Here is a 22124-nt window from a genome sequence, read left to right on the forward strand (position 1 = left end):
TGTTTGTATGAAGCGGATTAAAGGAAAAAGGAACGCAAAATGGTAGCGGCTACGATAAGGAATATACAGGCACCGAACCACGAAGCAGCGGTTTTCGAGGTGTCGGGATCACCGCTCGAAAACTTATTATACACTTTGATACCGCCAATCAGCCCGACAACGGCACCGATGGCGTAAATCAACTTCGTTCCGGGATCGAAGTACGAGGTTACCATGTTGGTAGCTTCGGTAATACCTCCGATCCCATTTCCTTGTGCGAACGCAGAAGCAGCAGCCAGGGTAAAGGCTGCCGACATAAGAATCTTTTTCTTTGTCATTATTAGAAATTGTTTAAGTGGTATCGGGGTGGATAGTCCCGATACCTGATGAATAATTTTACTTTGGATTTTTTAGTGGAGGGCTTTACACCCTTTTGTTATCGGCTTACGCACGCTAACCATAATCTCTTTCTTTCATTTTTTCTTTGTTTTACATTATTACTATTCGCTATGCGAAATCTCTTACATTAAAATCGGCAGGAGCTTTTTTACCGTTTTCGGTATTCCCGGCTTCTTTATCTTTGCGTCTATGGAAAGCAGCCAGGCTCTCTGCCATCAGATCAGTTACCATTTTCTTCGCATCGAGTTTAGCCGAAACCAACTGCTCAAACATATCCGTGTGGCGTATCTCCAGTAAAGTATTGCCTGCCGCTTCCTTTTGCTCTTCGGTTGCTTCATCCGTTCTATTTACCGTTCGCACCGCATTTCCCAAATCTTCAAATTGAACTCCTGATGCAAGTGCGGCTTGTCCCGAGCCTTCAACTTCTTCCGTTTCTTCTTCGTCATCTTCCGGAGCGTCATCGCTTTCTTCTTTCGCTTCATATTCGAGCGGATAATCTATATCCATAGGCTCGTTATCTTCTTCATTCGGAGTGTCGGAAAACGCTTCGTCTAATTCCTCCGATGGCACTTCTGCCGATGGTTTTATCTCGTTTGACGGAACAAATGTATCGGGATTTTGTGTCGGATTTTCTGATTTTGACGAGCTGGCAGCGAGTGGCTCCGATTTGGAAGTGAGTGGCTTTGATTGACTTAAATCAAATCTGCTTTTACCGACAATATCCGACTTCAATCTGTCTGTTTCCTGAATAGAACTGCCTTGTCCGACAATGTTTTTCTTTCTCCTTTTTCGGGTATTCGCCCGTACAAAGTAGATTGCGACAAAGAGGGAGTACAAGACAATGATTGTTATAAATATCTTTTCCATGATATATCTTTTACTTTTTAGGATTCAGGTAATCATCATCGTGATTCTTACGATACAGTTCGCTAATCTCACCCTGAAAGGTGTCAAAATGATGTTTCAGCACATTATCTATGTAGCTGAATATGGTAACGTCCCTTTTACCGATTACCCGCACAATCTTTGCTATACGGTTATGGTATGTTTGCCGAATGCCGACTTGTTTTCCGCTCCGTGCGGTTATTTCCGTATTCACAAGAAATAAACTTGCGTAGTCCTGTGATTTTTGCTCCGTTATCAATTTTTCAGGTTCCTGAACAACTAAAATTTCTACATCTTCGGATTCTATCTCCTGCTTTGCTTTCATACGCTTTTTATAGCGAAATACTTTAGGCAATATGATTGCTGCAAGAACGAGTAACCCGCACAACACTATGCCTATTATGGCTTTATCGCCACTATTTAAAATTGGATTGACTATCATAGCTTTACTTTTTAAGAGTTAAAAAATTCCTTTGTTATTTTCGTTGTACAGCTCTGTGATTTCATCCTGATAAGTGGCAAGATGATGCGATAGTACATTGTCTATGTAGCTGAACAAAGACACCTGATTTTTTCCAATGACCTGAATAATCTTCATAATCTTATCATGATGCTCTTTGCGTATGTAAACCGATTTTCCTGTACGTGCCGTAATTCCTACTTCCTGAATAAATAGGCTTTCGTAATCAGGTGCTTTATTACGTTTCCTTTTACTTTCTTCACGGGGAACCTCTGTTTGAGTAACCGTTGGTTTTTCTTCGGGTTCTGCATCCTGTTCTATTTCTTCCTTTTCAGGCACCAATGCTTTGGGTACGGAACTGGGATTGTTCCGTCTTTCTTTGTTCTTGAACGAGGATATGACAAAACTGGCATCTATCTCGTCCAAATTCACTTCTTTGTCTTTTTTCATGGCTCGTTATTTTAAGGTTTCCAACAATTCATCCACTAACGCATCGAGGTTGCTCCCTTTTACCAGTGCCTTATCCGCAGGAAATAAGGTTGAACGGAACAGAGCTTTGTGGCTGATGGATTGCTCCCTGCGGAATCGCTTGCTGTCGGGAAGGAATGTTTTGAAAAGCGTGAAACCCAGCTTTTCGATTACGTCTTCATATACTTCGTATAACTCCGTCTTTTCCCGCCCATCGACAAGGTTCCAGAGTAAATGAATACCCTTTATCTTTGCCTTTCCGGGCGTAATCAGGGCATCATTGACGGTAATCACATATTGCAGGGTGCTCTCCAGTACGACACGGTCGGCACTGATCGGAGCAATGATATAATCCATAAATGACAAGGTTTTTACAACAGCCGGATTGTTGATGGTTCCCGGCAGGTCAAAGAATACAAAATCGGGTTTCAGTTCTTCAATCACCTCTTTTGCATCTTCCATCGCATTTTCGGGGCTGCTTTCAATCACTTCATAAGCTTTTTTTCCCAGAGTGGAAAACTGCTCGTAAGCCATGAGCTTGTAATGCTCGTCATCCATCGTCATTTGTAAATCCCTTTCACGCATCTCCGAAATGGAGTGCTGCGGAAAATCGCAGTCAATCACGGCTACGTTGTAGCCTTTCACATAATGCAGGTAGCTTGCTACCAAAACCGTTAAGGTTGTTTTTCCGGCTCCGCCCTTTTGGGTGGAAAATGCCACGTTCAAAGTTTTCTTTTCCATTGTCTGATTTTTTTAATGTTATACTTATTTGTCTGTCCGTTTAGCCATCTGTTTGTTTGGCTGTTTCTCTTTACATTCGGTTAGCTGTCCATCTATTTGTCTGTTTAGCCTTGCATCCGATTAGCCGTATATCTCTTTGTCTGTTTGTCCGTCCCTCTGTTTAGCTGATTAGCCGTTGGAACGTTTAGCCGGAGATTTAATCGACTGCCTGTTTGATTATTTTTCTGACTATACAGCCTTATAGTCGGCTATACTTTTTTATCTCCGTACAGCTATCCGGCTATCTGTATATCTTGCCATTCGGGAACAAATAAACACCTAAAATTTGTCCCTCACATCACTTTTTAGCCAGGTGGAAGTGAGTGGCTTCGATTTGGCAGCGAGTGGCACAATCGCTTATAGAGCAAGAAGTTACTTTGTCCTATAACTTTGCTGCATGAAACGTCGGGAGGTATCCGACCGCCTTTTTAACTCGCTTCACTCGCATTCATATCTGTCCCTGTTCAGGACAGATTTTATTTGCACCGAAGCAAATAGCAAGCTGTGTTTTTTGCTGCACGAAACAAGTTCTGCTGCAATAAACGCTTGCCCCACAAGGGGGGACGCACCCTCCGAAGTCGGTTGCTTTTGGCAATCATTTGAGCGATGATTGGATGGGCGGCATGGATGCCACACGACGGATTGTACCACTAAAAAATCCGACGTAATGAATGAAGATGTAAACAACACCCCTAAACGGGGTAAGGGGGGAAGAACCCCGAAGAATGATCCGGCAAATTACCGATACTCGGTAAATTTTACGGCTGTTGAACATGCCCGCTTTCTCACGATGTTTGAGCAATCGGGAGTGCAATCGAAAGCGAGTTTTATCGCAGCCCGTGTATTCGGGGATGAGTTTCGGGTGGTAAAAATTGACCGCTCGGCAATGGAATATGTAACCAAACTCACCTCTTTTTACGCACAATTCCGCTCCGTCGGAGTGAATTACAATCAGGTTGTAAAGGAACTGCACACCAATTTTTCAGAGAAAAAAGCACTTGCATTGCTTTATAAATTGGAAAAAGCAACCATTGAACTGGCGGAAATCGGGAAGAAAATTCTGGAGTTATCGGAAGAATTTAAGGCAAGATGGTTGCAAAAATAAACATAGGGAGCAACCTGTACGGTGCATTGGCATACAATCAGGAGAAGGTGGACGAAGGGTTGGGAAAGATTCTGGGGAGTAATCTTGTCTTTGAACCTGCCAATGGTAAGTTCAATATTACGGAATGTATGAATGATTTTATGCAATTTATTCCGGCTCATTTTCGCACCGAAAAGCCAGTTTTTCATGTGTCTTTGAACCCGCACCCTGATGACCGCCTAAAGGACGATCAGCTTACGGATATCGGGCGGGAATATATGCATAAGTTGGGATATGGCGATCAACCTTACCTCATTTTCAAACATGAGGACATCGGACGTGAACACCTGCACATCGTTTCGTTACGGGTAGATAGCAATGGAAAGAAGATTGACGATTACAAAGAGCATGAACGGAGCAAGGAGATTACCGAATATTTGGAGCGTAAATATAACCTGCATCCTGCGGAGGGACAAAAACGCAGCGAGCAATGGGAAATTACCCCCATTGATGCTTCAAAAGGTGATTTGAAAAAGCAGATTGCATCGGTTATTAAACCGTTGGCTTCGATGTATCATTTTCAATCAATGGGAGAATACAAAGCTGTACTTTCCTTATACAATATCCATTTAGAGGAATTAAAAGGAGAAGTAAAAGATAAACCTTATCGTGGCTTATTGTATTCTGCAACTGATAGCGAGGGGAATAAGGTAGGCAATCCGTTAAAATCGTCCATTTTTGGAAAATCGGTCGGTTACGATGGACTTGAAAAACGTATGGAAAAATCAACCGAACGTATCAAATTCAAGAACCTGAAAGCACATACATTGAAAGCTGTTTCAGAAGTAAAGCAAAACTGCCAAAGTGAAAGCGAGTTCCGAGCGAAGTTAAGGCAGCAGGGTATTGATGTATTATTCAGGCGAAACGATGAAGGACGGATTTATGGTGCCACTTTTATAGACCATACTACCCGCACCATTCTAAACGGTTCCCGTTTGGGCAAAGAGTATTCAGCCAATGTATTTAATGACTTGTTTGGAGGTAAGCAAGAACAGCCACAAGAATCTACGCAGGAAACACGCTTGTCTGATGTTTACAAAAACACCGAGCAACCGAGTACTTCCTTTGATGACAGCCATTCTTCGGATAATGGTCTGGGCGGTATTTTCTCAATCCTTGCTCTGGAGCCGGAGAATCACCCGAAAGATGATATGCCGTTACCCCGTAAGAAAAAGAAGAAACGCAGGTATGGTAAGCAGATATAGATGTAATCGTATCTACTTAGGTATATTTTTCAAACTCGGATTCTCTTTTGTATAGTATTCCCCTACAACTAAGTCACTTTGATTTAATTCATCTGTTATGTAAGATGTTGTGTAAATCATTTGAAAATCGGATGAATTATAATTGCTGACTCGGTCAATTAAAAGGTGTTGAAGATTTTGAGCTCTTTTCATTTCAATACCCTTATCCTCCATATTGTCAGCGAAAATAAATCGGGGAAATCTCATCGCATCAATATGTAGTGATGCTAAGAATATTGAAAATCTTGCTGAAACTTTCAAATAGAAATTAGAACTTGCTGAATATTTCGAGAATTTATTTGACAAAAATGTAATATTATTTGAATAGTCGATATAAAAATCACTGGCATTTTTAAACTCATCTTGTCTGTCAAGGTCATTATTTAACAAATAAACTCCTTCCTCTCGAACTTTCTCGTTAATATTCTCTTTTAGAACCGCTTGTGCTTTTTCAGTCTTAAAGATATAACCTTTTAAGAAATTCACTTCTTTTGCAAGTTGATCTCTCTTTTGTATGAGTTTATCATAAAGTTCTGCATTTTCAAGCATTGTTCTAAATTGAAGTATTTCGCCTTCAATAAATCCTTTCTTACTGTTTAGATTATCAACAGTTTCTTCATTGAAAGATTTTACATCATCCAGTGCTGCATTAACTTGTTTTTGTAAATCTTGGAGTTTACCTAATTCGGCAGTATGCTTAGATTCTAACTCCATTAATGTCCTGATATTAAGTTCTAATAGTTTTTGAGATTCGTTTATTTGAAAACCAATTTCAAGTTCCATTCTTCTCGCTTGAACAATACCAAAAGACTCATCAATTGGTTCTTTACAGAGCTTACACTTTGTACTGTCATCATTTGTTTTAATTCTCGTAAGGCATTCTGGACAGTATTCAAGTGGCAAATTCCCCAAAAAACCCCTTGTATGAATGGAGTTTTTCAAAGCTTTAATCTTTTTATTGAGTGTTTCGATGAAGAACTGCGAATCTTCAATTTCATTATTCAGATATGAAATATGTTCCTCTATGTCTACAACAACCTTTCTTTGTGAAATGGTATCTTCCGTTAGTTTTTGAAATAAAAGTTTTGAGTCATCTTGATAGTTTACTTCTTTCTCTTTATTTCTGATAGAAATAATTTCATCTTGAATTTCGGATATTTCCACTTCCCTATTCTCAATTGCGGTTTTTATGTGAGAAGGATTCAGAGATAATGGATCTGAAAAAAACAAAGAAGTTGCTTTGATTTCACTCTTGACAGAATCTAATTCTTTCTCTGCAACAATTAATCGTTTTTTCTTTTCGTATAGTTCCTCGTTGTAAACTCCAAGTAGCAAATCAGAAACAGTTTCCCTTGTTATTTGACTATCAAAATGTTCGTAATAAAAAAGAGAACTTGTTGGCGAATCTTGATCAATATATAGTAATCGTAATATCTGGTGGAAAGTAATATTATTATCTCCTTTCACAATTGGTAAATCAAGGCATTCAAACAATACATTGGAAAAACTTTTCCGATTATCTGTAGTTTTGTAACCAAACTTTTGCCATGTTTTGTCTGGTGGAGGGTTAAAGCTTTCCTCCATATTCCCCCAAAAGAAAAACATCGGTGTTTGTGTACTTATATTACCTTCATCATCTTTTTGAATGTCTCGTTTAATTGTAAAAAGTAAGTTGTTCATTTCAACTTCAGCTATTACCTGAGAACATTTTCTTGCTTCTGGCACAAAATCATTAAAAGCTCCACCTAATGCGAAAAATATGAAATGAGTAATAGTTGACTTCCCACTACTATTGTCTCCTCGAATGATATTGACTCCTCTGTGAAAAACCTCATCATAAGCGATATTACCATTTTCAGTAGTAATATGAAGTCTATTTAGGAACAAATTATTACGCATCATATTTACTTTCTATTAAATTGGTTCTATTTTTCAATCCGTCAGTTCCAAACAATGACATTTGATAAAAATGAGAAGTCATCAGTGCAATAATATTTCTTTCTTTAGGAGATAATTCTTCAAAATTTGCAACAAATTCGGTAAGTACATTTTTGTTTATTATTGTAATCCTTTGCTGGTTAAGTGATGACTTGTCGATTATTCCATATGATGCAATACAATTAAGAGCAGATAACTGATAAGGCTTTATCTTTTCAAATATTTTTCTGTTCTCGTTGATTTGTTCGTATGGATTTTTTGAATCTTTGATAAAGTCTTTTCTTATCTTCCTGATGTCTGATTCATTCTGTTTTAGTCTTATATCATGAATTTTATGGGGAAACAATAAGTAGAAGTCCCATATTCTAATTCGTTCAATTTCAACTACTGCATCATTCTCAAATTTGTTTAGAAAATGAAGTATTCTAAAAATTGTATGATATAAGTCAAATGCTTGATTATATACTATCATAGTCTTTCCAGTTTAAATGGCATTGCCCTGTTAAATAATAAACCATTCCAAAAACATCATCAGCATTATAATTCAACACTTCATCGTTTTCTCCCTCAATGTTTATTAAATCAAGAATGGGCTGAACTACTTTTAAAACAACTTCTTTAAGAATATCGTCTTTGCTCGCTCCTCTATTAACCAATGGCAATACAAAAGCTTCAAAATCCATTTTTATTTTACCGAAAAGCTGACTATCTATCCATTGTGCTGATTCAAAAAATCTATTCAATTCGAGTTTTTTGGCATATCTCTCTTTCTTTCGTGTTGCTTCTAAGATTTCGCGTTGACTAAATCCTCCGTCTTGAAGTTTAGTAGGCATATCTATACCATCTCTACTTGTTAGATAGTATTTCAGTGACTCCATTATACCTTCGTATCTCTCATCACTTGCAACTTCATTATTTAATTTCTCAAACCTTTTGGCAAAGCGTGTTTGTTTTGCCAAATAAATAGGAGCTTTGTTTTCTCCTATATTTAATTGATTATTAATTTTATTATCTTCGTTATTGACGTTTTGGCTCATTACATTTGAATATTGCCTGTGTTATTTTGGATGTTAATCTGTTTTTCAATCTGCCCATTATTATTTATGTTCTGTTGATAATAAGCATTTAATTCCTCTTGACTTTTATTCACGGCAACTTCCAATTCGTCTTTGAAAGATGAATTTTTACTTACTTCTTCAATTAACAAGTTTATTAGCCTCTCTTTTTCTTCTTTGTTGTTGATATCTATAGATAAATTGGAGTTGCCTTTTGCGAATGGCTTTTTAATAAGATTCCAAATATCTTCACCAATTTTTTCTGCAACACTTTCTCCTGCCTTAATTAAATAGGGTGTTGCCAATGCTATAGCTGTTGAAATTAATGTTATAGGCTCCATATTTTTGTGGTTTTATTTCAATTCTAAATTAGATGTAAAAACAATAGTTTAAATTATTTATCATATTCTGTTGTTCGCAAATTTAACAAATATTTCAGGAACAGAGCGAATTACGTCTTAAAATATTGACTTTCACTCATATTTCAAGACCAATGCCACATACTTCCAAACCGAAGCCACATGCTGCCAACAATGGAAAAATAGCATAAAACCCCAATTATACCCTCTAATTTCGCTTCTCAAACATTTAATTTACAAGAAAATGCAACAAGAAGATGATTTAAGAGGACTTGCCAAAGTCATGGAGTTTATGCGGGCAATCAGTATATTGTTCGTAGTAATGAATATTTATTGGTTCTGTTACTATGCCATTCGTGAATGGGGAATCGGTATTTCAGTAGTAGATAAGATACTGCTAAATTTTGACCGTACAGCGGGATTATTCGGTAACATTCTGTACACAAAACTGTTTGCGGTTGTTTTCCTTGCTCTTTCCTGTTTAGGTACGAAAGGCGTTAAAGAGGAAAAAATTACATGGGCGAAGATCTACGTCTTTCTGACAATTGGTTTTATCCTATTCTTTATGAACTGGTGGATATTGGCTCTGCCATTACCCGCAGCGGCAACAGCTGGATTCTATATTCTGACATTATCTGTCGGTTTTTTATTCCTTTTAGTAGCCGGAGCATGGATGAGCCGCTTATTGAAAAATAACCTGATGGATGACGTTTTCAATACCGAGAACGAATCTTTTATGCAGGAAACACGTTTACTCCAGAGCGAATATTCGGTAAATCTACCTACGAAGTTTTGGTATAAGAAAAAGGAATGGCGAGGTTGGATAAACGTTGTAAATCCGTTTCGTGCTTCCATTGTGTTGGGTACTCCCGGTTCGGGCAAGTCATACGCTGTTGTTAATCAGTATATGAAACAACAGATTGAGAAAGGATTCTCAATGTATGTGTATGACTTCAAGTTCCCTGATTTATCAATGATTGCATACAACCATTTATTAAATAATCAATCAGGTTATAAGAAAGTCCCCACCTTTTATGTAATAAATTTCGATGATCCATCTCGCTCACACCGTTGCAACCCGATTAACCCCTCATTTATGGATGATATTTCGGATGCTTACGAAAGTGCCTATACCATAATGCTAAACTTGAATAAAACGTGGGTGCAGAAGCAGGGCGATTTCTTTGTAGAATCTCCAATTATTTTGTTTGCTTCTATTATATGGTATCTCAGAATCTATCAGGACGGAAAGTATTGTACATTCCCTCATGCGATAGAGTTCCTAAATAAACGCTATGAAGATATATTCCCGATTCTGACTTCTTATCCTGACTTGGAAAACTACCTTTCTCCATTCATGGATGCATGGCTGGGTGGAGCTGCCGATCAATTAATGGGACAGATAGCAAGTGCCAAAATTCCGTTATCTCGTATGATTTCACCACAGTTATACTGGGTGATGAGTGGCGATGAATTTACGCTTGACATAAACAATCCTGATGATCCGAAAGTGTTGGTAGTTGGTAATAATCCTGACAGGCAAAATATCTATGGTGCGGCTTTGGGACTTTACAACTCCCGTATTGTGAAGCTCATTAACAAAAAGGGGCAATTAAAAAGTTCAGTCGTAATTGATGAGTTGCCGACTATTTATTTCAAAGGGCTTGATAACCTGATAGCGACTGCTCGAAGTAATAAAGTGGCTGTTCTGTTAGGATTTCAGGATTTCTCCCAATTAACAAGGGATTACGGCGACAAAGAAGCCAAAGTCGTAATGAACACAGTCGGTAATATTTTTTCCGGTCAGGTTGTGGGCGAAACAGCGAAAACACTTTCTGATAGGTTCGGAAAAGTACTGCAGAAACGCCAGTCCATGACTATTAACCGTAATGATAAATCAACTTCTATCAGTACACAAATGGATAGCCTGATACCACCGTCCAAAATTTCCAATCTTACACAGGGTATGTTCGTAGGAGCGATTGCCGATAACTTTGACGAGCGTATTGAGCAAAAGATTTTTCATTGCGAAATTGTTGTGGATAATGCAAAGGTAGCCTCTGAAACAAAGGCTTATCAACCTATCCCTGTTATTACTGATTTCACGGACGAAAACGGAGAGAATAAAATGAAAGAGCAGATACAACTCAATTACAACCGCATCAAAGGGGAAGTCAAACAGATTGTTACAGATGAACTGGAACGGATAAAGAATGATCCTGCATTGGCTCATTTGTTACAGAAGCAGGAATAGCCCCATTATAACATAGGAGCTAGAATTTCGGGCTCCTATGTTATAATGTTACACTAAGTCAATTAAAATAGTCTATGGAGTTACCAACTCTGCTAATTTAGCAGCAATATCTCCCATTGAGTCTTCAATAGTACTTAAACCGCTTCGTGAGCCGAGTAGAGGACTTACTTCACGTAAATCTTCAAAAGTTGTGTTATGAACAATAGGAACAAGCAAATCACGAGCTAGAAGAGCAGAAAGCTCTTTGTCGGCTATTCCCTCATCGTTAACACGTTTAAGAAAAGAAGGAGTCACTAATACAATGCCAACACGAGACTTTGCTAATCCTTTATCGATTTCACGGAGTAAGGATGAGCCTAACAAAACATCTTTTTCGCTAAACCAAACAGTAACACCTTTCGATTCAAGTAAATCATGTAGTTCTTTAGCTGCATCTTTTCGATCATCCCAAGCGTGACAAAGAAAAACATCTCGTAGATCTGGCAAATTCGAACGTTTTTCTACATTTTCACGGACAGGTGTAAGTGTTCTAATTTCAGCAGGTGTATAAAGAATAGTTGAACCTGCTGAAGACCAACGCGCTTTAGTTTTAGTTTGTCCGCTATTACTATAGCTACTACCAGAACCACTAGAGGAAGAAGATGGTGAAGAATAATAAGATGGAGAATAAGAAGAATACGAATTGTAACTTCGGCTATAACGACTACCACATGCTGGGCAGGCTGCTGCCGCACTCGCTGTTCTATGACCATACTTTGGTGCTGTACATCTTGACATATTATAAATATTAAAAGTTTATATAACAGACAGATACAAAGAGAATGCCAAGTATTAATCAAAATTACAATTGGAATACTTTGTCAGTTGCATCTGCCAAAATGGCTTAATTAAAATGTTTTGATCTTTAAAATCGAGCTAATTATATTTTCACAAAAGATATACATGTTATTTTTTCAATTTATCTCAACTTTTTATTAATCAACGCCACATACTTCCAATCCGAAGCCAGATGCTGCCACTTGCCTGAAAACCATCTGCTAACCCCTTGATTAGAACTACTTTTATTCTGCATTAATAGTGATGCAGAACAAAATAACAGTTTTAATCATGGATGAAAAATTGAATCCTAAAGACAAAGTTCTCCTGATGCGGGATGAAGGAGAAGGCAACAAACTCAAAGTTGTAAAGAGCATCGACAAGAAAGGAAAGGTTGATGCCATCGACCCCATGAAGGCGAAACAAAGTGATTTTCTAATCATAGATAAACACGCCGACCCTCTCGAAAACTTTTTCAAAAACTTCATGAATCAGGCAAAGAACCCATCTCATACGGGATTCTACGCTATTACGGTTGATATGCTTGATAAGGTATTGACGTTAGGTGAGAAAGAGTTAGAGAAATTTCGCATTAATCCTAAAGACTTCCTGAATAAAGAACAGGATAAATCAAAGTCCGAAACCAAAGAAGTTACTAACGAAAATTCAGAAGAAATGAAACCAACAACAGAACAAAAAGCAGACGAACAAAAGAATGAATTTAAGCAATTTGATACGAACCGTATTCCTGAAAGTGAATATCAGAAGTATGGTATTAAGCCTGGAAATTTAGAAGACGAACTGAAAGCTATGAGTTACGGGTATAAATCTCCGCATCTGGTAGATATTAATCCTAATATCGAGGGCGTAGACTATCCGATGAAAGCCCGTATGTCTTTGGAAGAACAACCGGACGGCAGTTTGAAATTCGTTCCGCATCCACAGCAACAACAGGTAGATTTGGATAAACCCTTTCAAAACACCATGTTACCACAAGATGTAAAGGAAAATCTTTTGGCAACAGGTAACAGTGGAAAAGTAGTTGAACTGGAACCAAGACCGGGCGAAAAAGTGCCCTCGCTCGTTTCCATAGACAAACTGACGAATCGACTGGAAGCCGTACCACTTGATAAATTAACTGTTTCTCAAAACCTGAAAGGTGCAGAGCTGTCGCCTGAACAACAGCAAGCACTTAAAGAGGGCAAAAAGGTATTGGTTGAGGGTATGACCTCGAAAAATACAATGGGCACCGATAATCCCCGAAAATTCGACGCTTATGTTCAGTTCAATGCTGCTAAGGGCGGTTATGATTTTTCTTATGACGGACTTGATCGTAATAAGTACAAGCAAGATAATAAGCAAGAGCAAAATAATACCCAAAGCCAGGAGCAGGACAATAAAGTTCGTATTCCCAAAAAACTATTAGGGGTTGATTTGGATGAGAAGCAACAAAACTCACTTCGGGAAGGAAAAGCCGTATATGTTCAGGGAATGATGAAAGACGGTCAGGATCAGCCTTTCAATGCCTATGTAAAGGTTAATCAGGAAAAGGGGAAACTTGATTTCTACAAGTGGAATCCCGATAAAGCCAAGAAGCAAGGGGCAGATGTTAAAGTTGCCGAAGGAAACAAAACACAAGTGGCAGTCAATTCCGAAGGTAAAACCAACGAAGCAACCAAGAATGTAAAAGAACCTTTGAAGCAAGGTCAGCAAAATCCTACCGACGAACAAAAGAAAAGGCAGGAGATTAAAAAGCCTGTGAAAAAATCCACAGGACAAAAAATGTAAGTCATGATTATCGCATGTGTTATAGCCCTGATTCTCTCTGTTGTAGCCATTATCTCCATTTTTTCTAAATCAGATAATTCAAATGATACCGATAGCCAATATTATGTAGATGGCTATCATATTTATTATGACAGGAAGATAATCAGGCATATGAATAAAAATAGCAACCACTAAAAAATCCATTAGTAAATGAAAGTAATAATAGCAGAAAAACCCAGCGTAGCCCGTGATATAGCGGCTATTGTTGGTGCCGATAACCGCAAGGATGGTTATCTGGAGGGTAACGGATACGCCGTTACGTGGGCATTCGGTCATCTTGTTGGACTTGCCATGCCCGAACAATACGGTATCGCAGGATTTCAAAAAGAAAACCTGCCGATACTTCCCGATGAATTTAAGTTGATTCCCCGTCAGGTAAAGGACGGAAAAGAATATAAGAACGACCCAGGTGTAATGAAACAACTTAAAATCATCAAAGAACTGTTCAGCAAGTCTGAACGCATCATTGTCGCAACTGATGCCGGACGGGAAGGAGAACTTATATTTAGACTTATTTATCAATATCTGGAATGTAGCAAACCTTTTGACCGTCTTTGGATAAGCTCTCTTACTGACCAGGCTATCCGCAAAGGACTGGAGAATCTGATTGCGGGAAGAGAATATGACAACCTGTACGCTTCTGCCAAAGCCCGGAGCCAAGCCGATTGGGTTGTCGGGATAAATGCTTCACAAGCCCTTTCAATATCCGCCGGGCACGGTGTATGGTCACTGGGACGTGTGCAAACGCCTACACTCGCTATGATTTGCAGCCGTTACCTCGAAAACAAGGATTTCAAACCGCAAACCTATTTTCAGGTAAAGCTCCATACGACAAAAGATGCAACACAGTTCGCCGCCATTTCCACCGAACGTTACGACACGAAACAGGACGCAGACACAATCTTAGAGCGTATCCGCTCGTCAGAATCAGTCAGCGTTGTAAACGTAGAAACAAAGCAAGGAAGTCAGGAGCCACCTTTACTCTACGACCTGACCACCTTGCAGAAAGAAGCGAACAGCCGACATAGTTTTTCTGCCGATAAAACCCTGTCGGTTGCTCAATCGCTTTACGAAGCAAAGCTCATTTCTTATCCCAGAACTGGAAGCCGTTACATTTCCGATGATGTTTTTGCCGAGATACCTGCCCTTATCAACCAGTTATCTGCTTACACTACATTTGGCACTTATGCTGAAATGTTATCAGGTAAAGAACTGAACAAACGTTCGGTAAACGATAAGAAAGTAACCGACCACCATGCCCTGATTATTACCGAAAATATGCCGGACACTATTTCAGCAGACCAACGCATTATATACGATATGATTTCAGGGCGTATGCTTGAAGCATTTTCAGGTAAATGCACCAAAGAGAACACATCCGTTTCTTTGGATGCGTCAGGAGTTTCGTTTTCTATCAAAGGCAGTGTAATCCTAATTCCGGGTTGGCGTGCCGTTTTCAATGCCCCTGACGAAGAGAAGGGAGAAGATGATGCGTTGGCTCTGCCTGAACTTTCCAATGGAGACATACTTCCCATTAAAGGAACTGATTTACTGGAGAAGCAAACCAAACCTCGTCCGTTACATACGGAAAGCAGCTTGCTCTCTGCGATGGAAACCTGCGGTAAAGACCTTAGTGACGAATCCGAACGGGAAGCCATTAAAGAATCGGGTATCGGAACACCTGCTACCCGTGCCAGTATCATCGAAACACTATTCTCCCGTGAGTATATCGTTAGGGAAAAGAAATCCCTTGTTCCTACCAATAAAGGATTGGTTGTATATCTCGCTGTTCGTGATAAAAAGATAGCGGATATTTCCATGACAGGTGAGTGGGAAAGTGCTCTGAATAGAATAGCGTTGGGGGAAATGGATGCGGGAACGTTCCATAAGGCGATTGAAGTATATGCCACACAGATTACCACCGAACTATTGGAGAACAAAATCGAAGGTGGAAACACAAGGGAAAGTTGCCCGTGCCCCAAATGTAAAAGCGGTCAGGTAACGATTTTTCAAAAGGTTGCTAAATGTAACAATGAAGAATGTGGGCTTACTGTGTTCAGAAACAAATCAGGCAAAGACCTGACCGACGGACAACTGAAAGACCTGCTTACTAAAGGAAAGACCGGAGTTATCAAGGGTTTCAAAAGTCGTGAAGATAAATCTTTCGATGCTTCCGTTACTTTTGATGCTGAATACAAAACTATTTTTTCATTTCCACCTAAGCCGGGTTTTAAAAAGAAAAGCAAATAAAGTGCTATCTTTGCCACTAAAGAATCTCGTAAGGGCTGTCATTAATAAGCGATTGTTAAGTTCAGTTACTTCGGATTTTTTAGTGGTGGCACCTGGGGAGGGATACCCTGGGTGCCTTTTTCTATTTTTCAAGTTTTACCACTAAAAAATTCATAGTATGAAATACAATTCAAATTTAGAGCCTGCGGAAATGTCTTATTTCCGCCTTAATTTACTATCTTATTTACGTGATTCCCATCCCGATAAAGCAAATGACCTTTCATTTATTGCTGGACGTGGAGATATGGCAGCCGAAGCGTACAGTGATGCCATCAAAAACGGTTTAAACCATATACAGGCTGCCGAAATTGCCAACGAAATCCTGTTCAGAGGACTGCATTTCTCTCCGCTTAATACAATCGTAGAAATACTTTGGAATGAGTTTTTTGACGAAGTATCTCCGGGCATAGCCCAAGAGAAAGCAAAAGAATTGATGCCTGAATGTCAGGCGGTATTTGCCAAATACAACCTGAACGATGATTTTGCCGAGACGACAGAGTACCAGTCGCTCTATACAGAGCTTGTCGGCACAATCCTGATTCTGCTCGAAGATGAGTTACAATAAGCGAACTCATTTGCGTCAGAATATCGACGCAATTAAGTTAGCGTTTAGGCTCGACAAGGAAAATAGAAAAGCAACCCTACAAGAACAAGAGATACTTGCCGCTTATTCAGGGTTTGGTGGGATTAAGGCAATTCTTAATCCTGCCTACAAACCCGAAGATATAAGCAGATGGTCTAAATCCGAAGTCGAGCTTTTTCCGTTGGTGCAGGAACTTCACGAGGTACTCCGTGAAAATTCTGCCACGCCCGATGAATACAAACGCTATGTAGGTTCCCTTAAAAGCTCCATCCTGACCGCATTTTATACGCCAAAGCCTGTCATTGATGTACTGGCTGATACTTTGCGGGATAACGGAATAACACCGACACGTTTTTTGGAACCCAGTGCCGGAACAGGTGCTTTTATATCCTCTTTCAAGGAAACAGCACCCCAAGCCGAAGTTACCAGTTTTGAAAAAGATTTGCTGACAGGCAAAATACTTTCACACCTTTATCCGCAAGATAAAGTCCGAATTGAGGGTTATGAAAAAATGGAAGGACGCTACTCGCAATATTTCGATGTGATAGCCTCCAATATCCCGTTTGGCGATATTGCCGTATTTGATCCTTTACTGTCTAACCATGAAATACCTGCCGTAAAACAATCTACACAGGCTATCCATAACTACTTTTTCACCAAAAGTGTTATGTCGGCCAGAGAGGGTGGAATTATTGCTTTTATCACTTCACAAGGTGTTCTCAATTCGGAACAAAACAAGCCGATACGGGAATACCTAATGAACACCTGTAATGTCGTTTCGGCAATTCGTTTGCCGAACAATCTCTTTTCCGACCATGCCGGAACAGAAGTTGGGAGCGACCTGATTATCCTGCAACGGAATAATAAAAACATTGTTCCAAGTGTGCGGCAACAGGATTTTATCGAATCCCGAAAGCTGTCGAACGGTATTTCTATCAATAACCTGTTCCGTGATTTTAACAGGGTAATACAAACCCAATCTAAAATAGACACCGACCCTTACGGAAAGCCTGCGATTGTCTTTACCCACGAGGGAGGGGTTGACGGTATTTCTAAAGACCTGCGACAAATGCTTACAGCCGATTTTTCGCAACATCTGGATCTGCATCTTTACCAAACTTATGCACAAGAAACGGATGTATCCCAAACAAGAAAAAGCACACATGAGCTGGATCGGGAAGAACATTCATTAGGTTGGAAAGATGTACTCTCGGACGACCAACTGGAAGAACAAGGTATCTCTACAACACAAAATGAGCAACAGGAGAATACCGAAACGCAAGTTAAGTCGAAACAGTTTTCTGGTACTCTTTTCGATATGGATGATCCTGCCATTAAAAAAACGCCGACTACGGAGGCGAAACCTCAATCCGTGTCACAGCAGCCCTTAATCACACTCTATGACCTTTTCGGATTTACGCAGGAGGAACGAAGCCAGGTCAAAAGGCCACGCAAACGAGGGAGTAAGAAAAAAGACGAACGTCAACAAACAATCCCTCTTGACTGGAGAGAGGAGTTACAGCAATCCAACAGACAAAAGCAGGAGCAGGCAAACGCAAACACTTATCCCGTAGAAGATGCCCGAAAGGAAGAACAGTTGGAACGGTTGAAAGAAGAAGTCGAACAAGAACGAAAGGAACGCATGAAGCCTGTTCCGTATTTAAGTGAAAATATGCCGACCCATTATCGTGAAGGTTCGCTTGTGACTGATGAGAATAACCGTATCGGATATTTACGCGACTTGCAAGGATTTCAACCGATGTTCCATCCGTTGGAACTCACGGGTACCCAGCAGATGAAAGCATCCCTTTATATTGAGATACGGGACACTTATCATCACCTGTATAGCAACGAAGCAACAAGGTTGGAAGCAAACCCTGCACTTCGTGAAATGCTAAACAGGCTTTACGACGATTTTACCCGTCGCTTTGGAAATATCAACGATGCGAAAAATCTGAGCCTGATTAAAATGGATGCCGGAGGAACGGAAATTCTTTCCCTCGAACGCTATGTAAACGGGCAGGCAGTCAAAGCCGATATTTTCCAACAACCCGTAGCTTTTAATCCCAATGAGATTACCCATGCCGATAACGCACGGGAAGCTCTGACCGCTTCGCTTAACAAGTATGCCGAAGTAAACCTCGATTACATGGCAGGACTTACCGAAAGAACTTCGGAAGAGATACTGGAGGAGCTAAAAGGACAGGTATTCTACAATCCCATGATTGGCGGATATGAAATTAAGGACAGGTTCATAAGCGGGAATGTGATTGCCAAAGCGGAGCATGTTGAACGTTATTTGGAGAACCACCTCGATAACGAAGCGGCAAAAGAATCGCTTGCGGTACTTCAGGAAGCAACACCCCGTCCGATACCTTTTGAGGATTTGGATTTCAACTTCGGGGAGCGATGGATTCCGACTGGTATTTACAGCAAGTATGCAACCCATTTGTTCGACACCAATGTATCGGTAGTGTATGCAAATAACATAGACGAATATAGCCTGAAAGCCGATAGTAAGAACATAAAGATTTACGACCAGTATGCCGTAAAATCCCAAAGTCGGACTTTTGACGGTATCGCCCTGATGAAACATGCCCTGCACAATACCTCTCCTGATATTACAAAGAAAGTCAATAAACTGATTGATGGAGAGATTAAAGAGGTCAAAGTGCGTGATGCTGAATCAATCCAACTCGCCAATTCCAAGATTGATGAGATACGCAACGGTTTTACCGAATGGCTGAATGAACAATCACAGGAATTTAAAGACCGATTAGCGGATAAGTATAACCGTACATTTAACTGCTTTGTCCGTCCTGATTACGATGGTAGTCATCAGGAGTTCCCCGGATTAGACTTGAAAGGATTGGGTATTCCCGATTTATACAAGAGTCAAAAGGATGCCGTCTGGATGGATAAGCTCAATGGAGGCGGGATAATCGACCATGAAGTAGGTGGTGGTAAAACGCTGATAATGTGCGTCAGTGCTTACGAAAAGAAACGGTTGGGATTAGTCAATAAACCGCTTATCATGGCACTTAAAGCCAATGTACACGAGATAGCTCAAACTTTTTGTACGGCTTATCCCAATGCAAAAGTATTGTATCCGGGCAAGGAAGATTTTACACCTGCCAAGCGGGCAAGAATTTTCAATGAGATGAAGAACAATAATTGGGATGCCATCATTTTAACACACGAACAATTCGGAATGATACCACAGTCGCCTGAAATACAGCAACGAATATTACAGGCGGAACTTGACAGCGTGGAAGAAAATCTGGAAGTATTACGGGCACAGGGTAAAGAGATTTCCCGTGCTATGGAAAAAGGTTTAATCAAAAGACAGCTTAACCTTGAAGCCAAATTAAGCAATGTGGCATACCAAATCGAGAACCGTAAGGATGATACCGTCGATTTTCGTTTGATGGGTATTGACCATTTGTATGTGGACGAATCGCACCGCTTCAAGAACCTGACCTTTACCACCCGCCATGACCGAGTTGCAGGACTGGGTAATGCAGAAGGCTCACAACGGGCACTCAATATGCTTTTTGCCCTGCGTACCATTCAGGAAAGGACAGATAAGGATTTAGGTGCTACTTTTCTTTCGGGCACCACCATATCAAACTCTCTGACTGAATTATATCTTTTATTTAAATACCTGCGACCTAACGAATTGGAACGACAGGGCATTAATACGTTTGATGCTTGGGCAGCCATATTTGCCAAAAAGTCGATAGACTATGAATTTTCGGTAACGAATGAGATTGTACAGAAAGAACGCTTCCGGTATTTCATTAAAGTACCCGAACTGGCGGCTTTCTATGCCGAAATAACGGACTATCGCTCTGCGGAGGATATTGGTATCGACCGACCTGTAAAGAATGAAATTCTGCACAATATTCCGCCTACTCCCGACCAACAGGAATTTATCGGGAAGTTGGTAGAGTTTGCCAGAACAGGCAATGCGGAATTATTGGGACGACCTAAGTTATCGGAAAGCGAAGAAAAGGCAAAGATGTTGATTGCTACCGATTACGCCCGTAAAATGTCGCTCGATATGCGCCTGATTAGTCCTAAGTATGAAGACCATGTAGATAATAAAGCATCTCATGTGGCTAAAATGGTTGCAGATTATTACAAAAAGTTCGATGCACATAAGGCAACCCAGTTCGTCTTTTCCGATTTGGGAACCTATAAGCCGGGCGAATGGAATCCTTGTTCCGAAATAAAACGTAAACTGATGGATGACTACGGAATCCCCGCTCACGAAATACGTTTTATTCAGGAAGCTAAAACCGACAAGGCACGAAAAACAATGATAGCCGACATGAATAGTGGTAAAATACGTGTATTGTTTGGCTCTACTGAAATGTTGGGAACAGGAGTGAACGCACAAAAACGTTGTGTTGCTATCCATCATTTAGATAGTCCTTGGCGACCGTCAGATCTGGAACAACGGGACGGGCGAGGTATACGCAAAGGCAATGATATTGCGAAAATGTATGCCGATAATAAAGTTGATGTAGTTATCTATGCTGTTGAGAAATCATTGGATGCTTATAAATTCGGACTTCTGCATAATAAGCAACTTTTTATCCGTCAGTTGAAAAACAATTCATTAGGTAGCCGTACCATCGACGAGGGTAGCATGGACGAAAAAGGCGGCATGAACTTTTCCGAATACGTGGCTATTCTTTCAGGTAATACCGAATTATTGGAAAAGGCACGTTTAGAAAAGAAAATCGCTTCTTTGGAATCGGAACGACAGGCGTTTATGCGTGGTAAATCTTCATCACGTTATAAGTTAGAGAGCATTATGTCCGATGTGGAAAAGAATAACGGATATATTAATCGTATTACCAAAGATATAAATGCGTTTAACTCCCGTGTTCAATACGCACAAGACGGAACTACACGCCTGAATCCGGTACAGTTGGAAGGACTAAAAGGGAGCGACCCCAAAGAGGTTGGAGCAAAGCTCAATGAGATAGCCGAAAAAGCACGTACCTACGGTGCGTATGAACAAATCGGTACGCTATATGGTTTTAACTTGCTTGTCAAATCCGAAACCACAAATAAAGAGGGTTTTGATGTGATACAAAACCGTTTCTTTATTAAGGGAGAAGGGGAACTGTTGTATAACTACAATCACGGGGTGATGGCTACCGATCCGAAAACAGCTGCACAGAATTTCCTGAACGCACTCGATACCATGCCGAAGCTGTTGGAGAAATACCAAACTGATAATGAGAAACTGCAAAAGGATATTCCTGTACTCAAAGAAGTGGTTGAAGGATCTTGGCGAAAAGAGCCGGAGTTGAAAGTGCTGAAAGATGATTTGATAAAGTTAGACCGTGAAATTCAACTTTCATTGAATCCTATCAGTGAAACCGAAGGTGTTCCTGTTGAAAATAATTCTGATGTTACTATTAATCAGCAGAACCAGTCGCAGGGAAAATCCGAAACTTCGATTGCTCAGGATGCTTCGATGCCGAACACCTTGCAAGGTATTAAAGAGGTTATGGGAGATAGGCTTGTTATTGCCTCAGTGAGTGGAAGTTCGCCGAAAGTAGAGAAAAGAGAATCCAAGTCTTTAAAGATGTAAAAATCAAAGCCCGTGCCTGTCATCTACGACGGT

At 40.1% G+C, this 22124-nt stretch carries 18 protein-coding genes; 8 read left to right on the forward strand and 10 right to left on the reverse strand.

Going from position 1 to position 22124, the window contains the following annotated elements; all coding sequences use genetic code 11:
• Positions 1-17 precede the first annotated feature (17 nt).
• The 5 genes from B9Y81_RS08570 to B9Y81_RS08590 form a co-directional block, all read right to left on the reverse strand.
• Positions 18-317 (reverse strand): DUF4134 domain-containing protein, encoded by a 300-nt coding sequence (locus B9Y81_RS08570; RefSeq protein ID WP_085536608.1) that lies wholly within the window; start codon positions 315-317, stop codon positions 18-20.
• A gap of 169 nt (positions 318-486) precedes the next feature.
• Positions 487-1245, reverse strand: coding sequence for a hypothetical protein (locus B9Y81_RS08575; protein WP_085536609.1), 759 nt, complete (start codon positions 1243-1245; stop codon positions 487-489).
• A 10-nt stretch (positions 1246-1255) separates the two neighbouring features.
• Complete coding sequence (locus B9Y81_RS08580) at positions 1256-1705, reverse strand: DUF3408 domain-containing protein (protein WP_085536610.1); 450 nt, start codon at positions 1703-1705, stop codon at positions 1256-1258.
• An 18-nt stretch (positions 1706-1723) separates the two neighbouring features.
• Entirely contained in the window at positions 1724-2173 is a 450-nt protein-coding gene (locus B9Y81_RS08585) for a DUF3408 domain-containing protein (protein ID WP_085536611.1), read from the reverse strand.
• A gap of 6 nt (positions 2174-2179) precedes the next feature.
• Entirely contained in the window at positions 2180-2932 is a 753-nt protein-coding gene (locus tag B9Y81_RS08590) for a ParA family protein (protein WP_085536612.1), read from the reverse strand.
• Between the two features lie 706 nt (positions 2933-3638).
• Between B9Y81_RS08590 and mobA the strand changes: the two genes are divergently transcribed.
• Positions 3639-4076, forward strand: a complete 438-nt coding sequence (mobA, locus tag B9Y81_RS08595) for a conjugal transfer protein MobA (protein ID WP_085536613.1) — start codon at positions 3639-3641, stop codon at positions 4074-4076.
• The gene (mobB, locus tag B9Y81_RS08600) at positions 4061-5320 is read left to right on the forward strand and encodes a conjugal transfer protein MobB (protein WP_085536614.1); all 1260 of its coding nucleotides are present in this window, start codon (positions 4061-4063) and stop codon (positions 5318-5320) included. The genes mobA and mobB overlap by 16 nt, the downstream gene beginning before the upstream one ends.
• Positions 5321-5332: 12 nt before the next feature.
• Here mobB and B9Y81_RS08605 read toward each other — a convergent pair whose 3' ends face one another.
• The 4 genes from B9Y81_RS08605 to B9Y81_RS08620 are packed head-to-tail and all read right to left on the reverse strand — an operon-like array spanning position 5333 to position 8693.
• Positions 5333-7261 (reverse strand): hypothetical protein, encoded by a 1929-nt coding sequence (locus tag B9Y81_RS08605; RefSeq protein ID WP_085536615.1) that lies wholly within the window; start codon positions 7259-7261, stop codon positions 5333-5335.
• Entirely contained in the window at positions 7251-7769 is a 519-nt protein-coding gene (locus B9Y81_RS08610; RefSeq protein WP_085536616.1) for an ABC-three component system middle component 5, read from the reverse strand. The genes B9Y81_RS08605 and B9Y81_RS08610 overlap by 11 nt, the downstream gene beginning before the upstream one ends.
• Positions 7756-8334, reverse strand: coding sequence for an ABC-three component system protein (locus B9Y81_RS08615; protein ID WP_085536617.1), 579 nt, complete (start codon positions 8332-8334; stop codon positions 7756-7758). Before B9Y81_RS08615 ends, B9Y81_RS08610 begins: the two co-directional genes overlap by 14 nt.
• A complete protein-coding gene (locus B9Y81_RS08620) occupies positions 8334-8693 on the reverse strand; it encodes a hypothetical protein (protein ID WP_085536618.1) in 360 nt (119 codons plus the stop codon). The genes B9Y81_RS08615 and B9Y81_RS08620 overlap by 1 nt, the downstream gene beginning before the upstream one ends.
• 262 nt (positions 8694-8955) lie before the next feature.
• Here B9Y81_RS08620 and mobC point away from each other — a divergent pair, with 262 nt between their 5' ends.
• Positions 8956-10965, forward strand: coding sequence for a conjugal transfer protein MobC (gene mobC / locus B9Y81_RS08625; RefSeq protein WP_085536619.1), 2010 nt, complete (start codon positions 8956-8958; stop codon positions 10963-10965).
• 72 nt (positions 10966-11037) lie between these two features.
• On the opposite strand, the gene B9Y81_RS08630 is transcribed toward mobC, so the two are convergent.
• Positions 11038-11742 (reverse strand): toll/interleukin-1 receptor domain-containing protein, encoded by a 705-nt coding sequence (locus B9Y81_RS08630; RefSeq protein ID WP_085536620.1) that lies wholly within the window; start codon positions 11740-11742, stop codon positions 11038-11040.
• A 330-nt stretch (positions 11743-12072) separates the two neighbouring features.
• Here B9Y81_RS08630 and B9Y81_RS08635 point away from each other — a divergent pair, with 330 nt between their 5' ends.
• The 5 genes from B9Y81_RS08635 (at position 12073) to B9Y81_RS08650 (ending at position 22091) form a co-directional block, all read left to right on the forward strand.
• The gene (locus tag B9Y81_RS08635; RefSeq protein ID WP_085536621.1) at positions 12073-13569 is read left to right on the forward strand and encodes a DUF3945 domain-containing protein; all 1497 of its coding nucleotides are present in this window, start codon (positions 12073-12075) and stop codon (positions 13567-13569) included.
• A 3-nt stretch (positions 13570-13572) separates the two neighbouring features.
• Positions 13573-13743, forward strand: coding sequence for a hypothetical protein (locus B9Y81_RS15285; RefSeq protein WP_176221469.1), 171 nt, complete (start codon positions 13573-13575; stop codon positions 13741-13743).
• 15 nt (positions 13744-13758) lie between these two features.
• Complete coding sequence (locus tag B9Y81_RS08640; RefSeq protein WP_085536622.1) at positions 13759-15858, forward strand: type IA DNA topoisomerase; 2100 nt, start codon at positions 13759-13761, stop codon at positions 15856-15858.
• Between the two features lie 157 nt (positions 15859-16015).
• Positions 16016-16462, forward strand: coding sequence for a DUF1896 family protein (locus tag B9Y81_RS08645; protein ID WP_085536623.1), 447 nt, complete (start codon positions 16016-16018; stop codon positions 16460-16462).
• Positions 16449-22091: an N-6 DNA methylase gene (locus B9Y81_RS08650; RefSeq protein WP_085536624.1), complete on the forward strand. Its 5643-nt coding sequence runs from the start codon at positions 16449-16451 to the stop codon at positions 22089-22091. The genes B9Y81_RS08645 and B9Y81_RS08650 overlap by 14 nt, the downstream gene beginning before the upstream one ends.
• Positions 22092-22124: the final 33 nt, after the last annotated feature.

This window comes from Massilibacteroides vaginae, from assembly GCF_900178525.1.
In the GTDB taxonomy this organism is placed as follows: Bacteria; Bacteroidota; Bacteroidia; order Bacteroidales; family Tannerellaceae; genus Massilibacteroides; species Massilibacteroides vaginae.